1 protein-coding gene is annotated in these 4,027 nt (G+C 72.3%); it reads right to left on the bottom strand.

All coding sequences use genetic code 11. From position 1 onward, the window contains the following. On the bottom strand, positions 1 to 4,027 hold a 4,027-nt coding region (locus tag EEJ42_RS00240; RefSeq protein WP_123098014.1), incomplete at both ends, for an acyltransferase domain-containing protein.

Genomic DNA, 4,027 nt, shown 5'->3' with positions numbered 1-4,027 from the left:
GCTTCGCCTGACTCAGATACCGCAACGCCTCCCGCGCCCGGCACAACGGCCACGACCGCACCGGAGGCGGCACCAGATCACCCAACGCGAAAAGCTCACTCAGCTCGTCCAGCATCCGGCCGATACGGTCCGGTCCGGCACCCGTGATCAGGTCGTACGCCTCGTACCGCACCCCGGGATACTCGACCGCGATCCGCTCCGGATCACGGATGTCCGTCTTCCCCATCTCCAGCAACCGACCACCATCGGCCAACAACCGCAGGGAGGCGTCCACGAAGGGCCCTGCCAGGCTGTTCAGCACGACATCCACGCCGCGACCACCCGTGGCCTCCCGTACGACGTGCTCGAAGTCCAGATCGCGCGACGAGGCCCGGTGCGCCCGGTCGATGCCCATGGCTTCCAAGGTCGCGTGCTTGCCAGGGGAAGCCGTGGCATAGACCTCCGCACCCACGTGGCGGGCGATCTGCACCGCCGCCATTCCCACGCCACCGGTGGCGGCATGGATCAGCACCGACTGGCCCGGCCGGAGTCCGGCGAGGTCGGTGAGCCCGTACCAGGCGGTCAGGAACGCCACCGGCACGGCGGCGGCCTGCTGGAAGCTCCAGCCGTCCGGTACGGGGGCCACCAGCCGTGCGTCCGTGACCGTCAGGGGGCCGAAGGACTGGTCGAAGACGCCCATGACCCGGTCTCCCACCGCGACATCGGTCACTCCGGGGCCGATGTCCACCACCACACCGGCGCCTTCGCCGCCCAGCCCGGTCTGTCCCGGGACCATGCCCAGGCTCACCACGACATCCCGGAAGTTGATACCGGCCGCGCGGACGGCGACCCGCACCTGACCGGTTCCCAGTGGCTCCAGCACCTCCGGGCAGGGCACCGGCACCACGTTGTCCAGGGTGGCCGTGCCGACGGTGTCCAACCGCCATGCCGCGGGCTGCTCCACCGGTCCCACGAGCCCCGCGCCACCGGCACCGGCCCGGACGAGGCGGGGCACCAGAACCCGCCCGGCGCGGATGGCGAGCTGTGGTTCGTCCCTTTCCACGGCGTGCGTCACGGCAGCCCGTACGGTGTCGTCGTTGGCCTCGCCATCGAGGTCGAGCAGGAGGAACCGGCCGGGGTTCTCCGACTGGGCGCTGCGTACGAGACCCCACACGCCCGCGGCCGCCACCTGCACACCGTCCTCGGCAGGGCCGTCAGCGGTGACCGCGCCGTGCGTCACCACCACCAACCGCGCGTCGGCCAGCTGCGGTTCGGCCAGCCAGCCCTGGAGCAGGGCCAGCGTCCGTTCGGTGATGGCCAGGCCCTCGGCTGCCGTATCGTCGCCGACGCCCGGGGACCGTACGTCGACGAGGACGACCGACGGGATCGGCTCGCCGCGATCGAGCGCCTCGGTCAATGCCGTGAGGTCCGCGAGGTGGTTCGCGCCCGGCCCGGCAAGGCACGGGGAAGCAACGCCCGGGGAATCGGTGCCCAGCACCGTCCAGCGGCCATCGTCGCCCGCCGGTTCCGTGGTGTCCACGGGGAGGGGCAGGGAGGTCCAGTCGAGGGTGAACAGGCAGTCCGTACGACGGGTGTCCACCGAGCGCAACTGTTCCGCGCTCGCCGGGCGCATCGCGACCGAATCCACGGTCAGCACGGGCGCGCCGACCGCATCCGCCACGGTCACGCGCAGCGCTCGCTCGCCGTCCGCGCTCTGCTCGTACGGGGACAGCCGGACCCGGACCGTGGTCGCTTCGGCTGCCCACAGTGTGACGCCGTTCCACGCGAACGGCAGCCACACCTGGCCAGGAGTGGCCTCGGTGTCCGTGTCGGTGGCGAGCTGGTCGATCAGGAGGGCCGGGTGCAGAGCGGCGTCCAGGAGTGCCGGGTGGATGCCGAAGCCACCGTGTTCGCCCGCGGCTTCCGGCAGCACCACCTCGGCCAGCACGTCCGCGCCGTCCTGCCACACCGCCCGCAGCCCCTGGAAGGACGGGCCGTACGCATAGCCAGAGGTCGCGACGCGTTCGTAGAACCCCTCGGTCTCCAGCGGCTCCGCGCCCGCCGGGGGCCATGCGCCAACCAGTCCTGGCGCATCGTCGTCGGCGCGGTCGGCGGGCGGGCTCAGTACGCCCTCCGCGTGGCACCTCCACGCGGCGCCGGGGTCGGCATCGCCGTCGGGCCGCGAGTACACCTGCACATCGCGGCGTCCGTCGTCCCCGGGCGCGCCGACGACCACCTGAAGCCGCACCCCTCCGGACGGGGGCAGCACCAGCGGGATCTGGAGCGCCAGTTCCTCCACGCCACCGGCGCCCACCTCGTCGGCGGCCCGCAGCACCCACTCCGCCAGGGCCGCTCCCGGCACCAGGACCGCGTCCGCCACCACATGCTCACCGAGCCACGCATAGATGCGCGCCGAGAGACGGCCCGTCAGCACATGGCCGTTGCCATCGGCCAGCTCCACGGCGGCGGCCAGCACGGGGTGCCGCGCGGAGACCAGCCCGAGGTCGGCGGGGTCGCCCCCGCGACCGCTGAGGCCGTCGAGCCAATACCGCTCACGCTGGAAGGCGTAGGTGGGCAGCTCCACGGTCCGGGGTCGAGGCGAGGCGGGGTACAGCGTCGTCCAGTCGACGTCGACTCCGGCGACGAACGCCTGGGCGAGCGCCCGGAGCAGCTGGGCCCGGTCGCCGTGATCGCGGCGCAGCGTGGGGACCGTGACGGCCTCCACGCCCGTGTACTCGAAGGTCTCCTGCATGCCGATGGTCAGCACGGGGTGGGTGCTGCTTTCGATGAACACCCGGTGCCCGTCGGCCAGCGCCGCCGCGAGGGCGTCGGCGAAGCGAACCTGATCCCGCAGATTGGTCACCCAGTACGCGGTGTCCAGTTGTGCCGTATCGGCCCGGCCGCCGGTCACCGTGGAGTAGAAGGTGATGCCCGTTCCGGAGGTGTCGTTCGGGTGGATTCCGTCCAGTTCGCGGAACAGCTCGTCGCGGATCTCGTCGATCTGGGGGCCGTGTGAGGCGTAGTCCACGTCGATGAGCCGGGCGCGATCGCCGTTCTCCTGGCATGCGGCTACCACCGTGGCCACCTGCTGCGGGGGGCCTGAAATCACCGTGGAAGACGGCCCGTTGACCGCCCCCACACCCACCGCCCCGGTCTGGTCGCCGAGCACGGCCAGCAGTTGTCCGGCCTGCTCCTGGCCCACACCGAGCGACGCCATCGCACCGCCACCGGCCAGCTTGCGCAGCGCCCGGCTGCGCAGCGCCACGACCTTCGCGCCGTCTTCCAGCGACAGCGCCCCGGACACGACCACCGCCGCGATCTCCCCCTGGCTGTGCCCCACGACCGCCGCGGGCTTCACGCCGTGCTCGGCCCACACCGCCGCCAGGGACACCATCACCGCCCACAGCACCGGCTGCACCACATCGACCCGGCTCATCTCGGCCGCGCCCTCGGTGCCGCGCAGAACGTCGGTGAGCGACCAGTCCACGTACGGCGACAGCGCCCGCTCACACTCCGCCACCCGCGCCGCGAACTCCGGCGACGCATCGAGCAACGCGGCTCCCATCCCGGCCCACTGCGATCCCTGCCCCGGGAATACCAGCACGGGACCCGCGTCGCTCACCGGCACCGGAGCACTCGCGGGCACCACGTCCGGGTGGGACTCCCCTGCCGCCAGGGCCTCGACCGCGGCCACCAACTCCGTACGGTCCTCACCCACCACCACCGCACGATGCTCGAACACCGACCGCGTGCTGATCAGCGACCAGCCCACATCCATCGGCATCAGCTCAGGATCCTCGACCAGACGCGCCACCAAGGCCGCGGCCTGCCCGCGCAGCGCCTCCGCACCCCGCGCGGACAGCACCCAGGGCACCACACCACCGTGCTCGGGTACCGGCTCCGCCTCGGGAGCCTCCGGAGCCTGCTCAAGGATCACGTGCGCGTTCGTACCGGAGGCACCGAAGGAGGACACTCCGGCCCGGCGGGGACGTTCGCTGTGCGGCCACTCCACCGGCTCGGTCAGCAGCCGTACCGCACCGCTGGCCCA

Origin of the sequence: Streptomyces botrytidirepellens (assembly GCF_003721215.1) — a bacterium.
Lineage (GTDB): Bacteria > Actinomycetota > Actinomycetes > Streptomycetales > Streptomycetaceae > Streptomyces > Streptomyces himastatinicus.
This window is presented reverse-complemented; position numbering and strand designations above follow the sequence as displayed.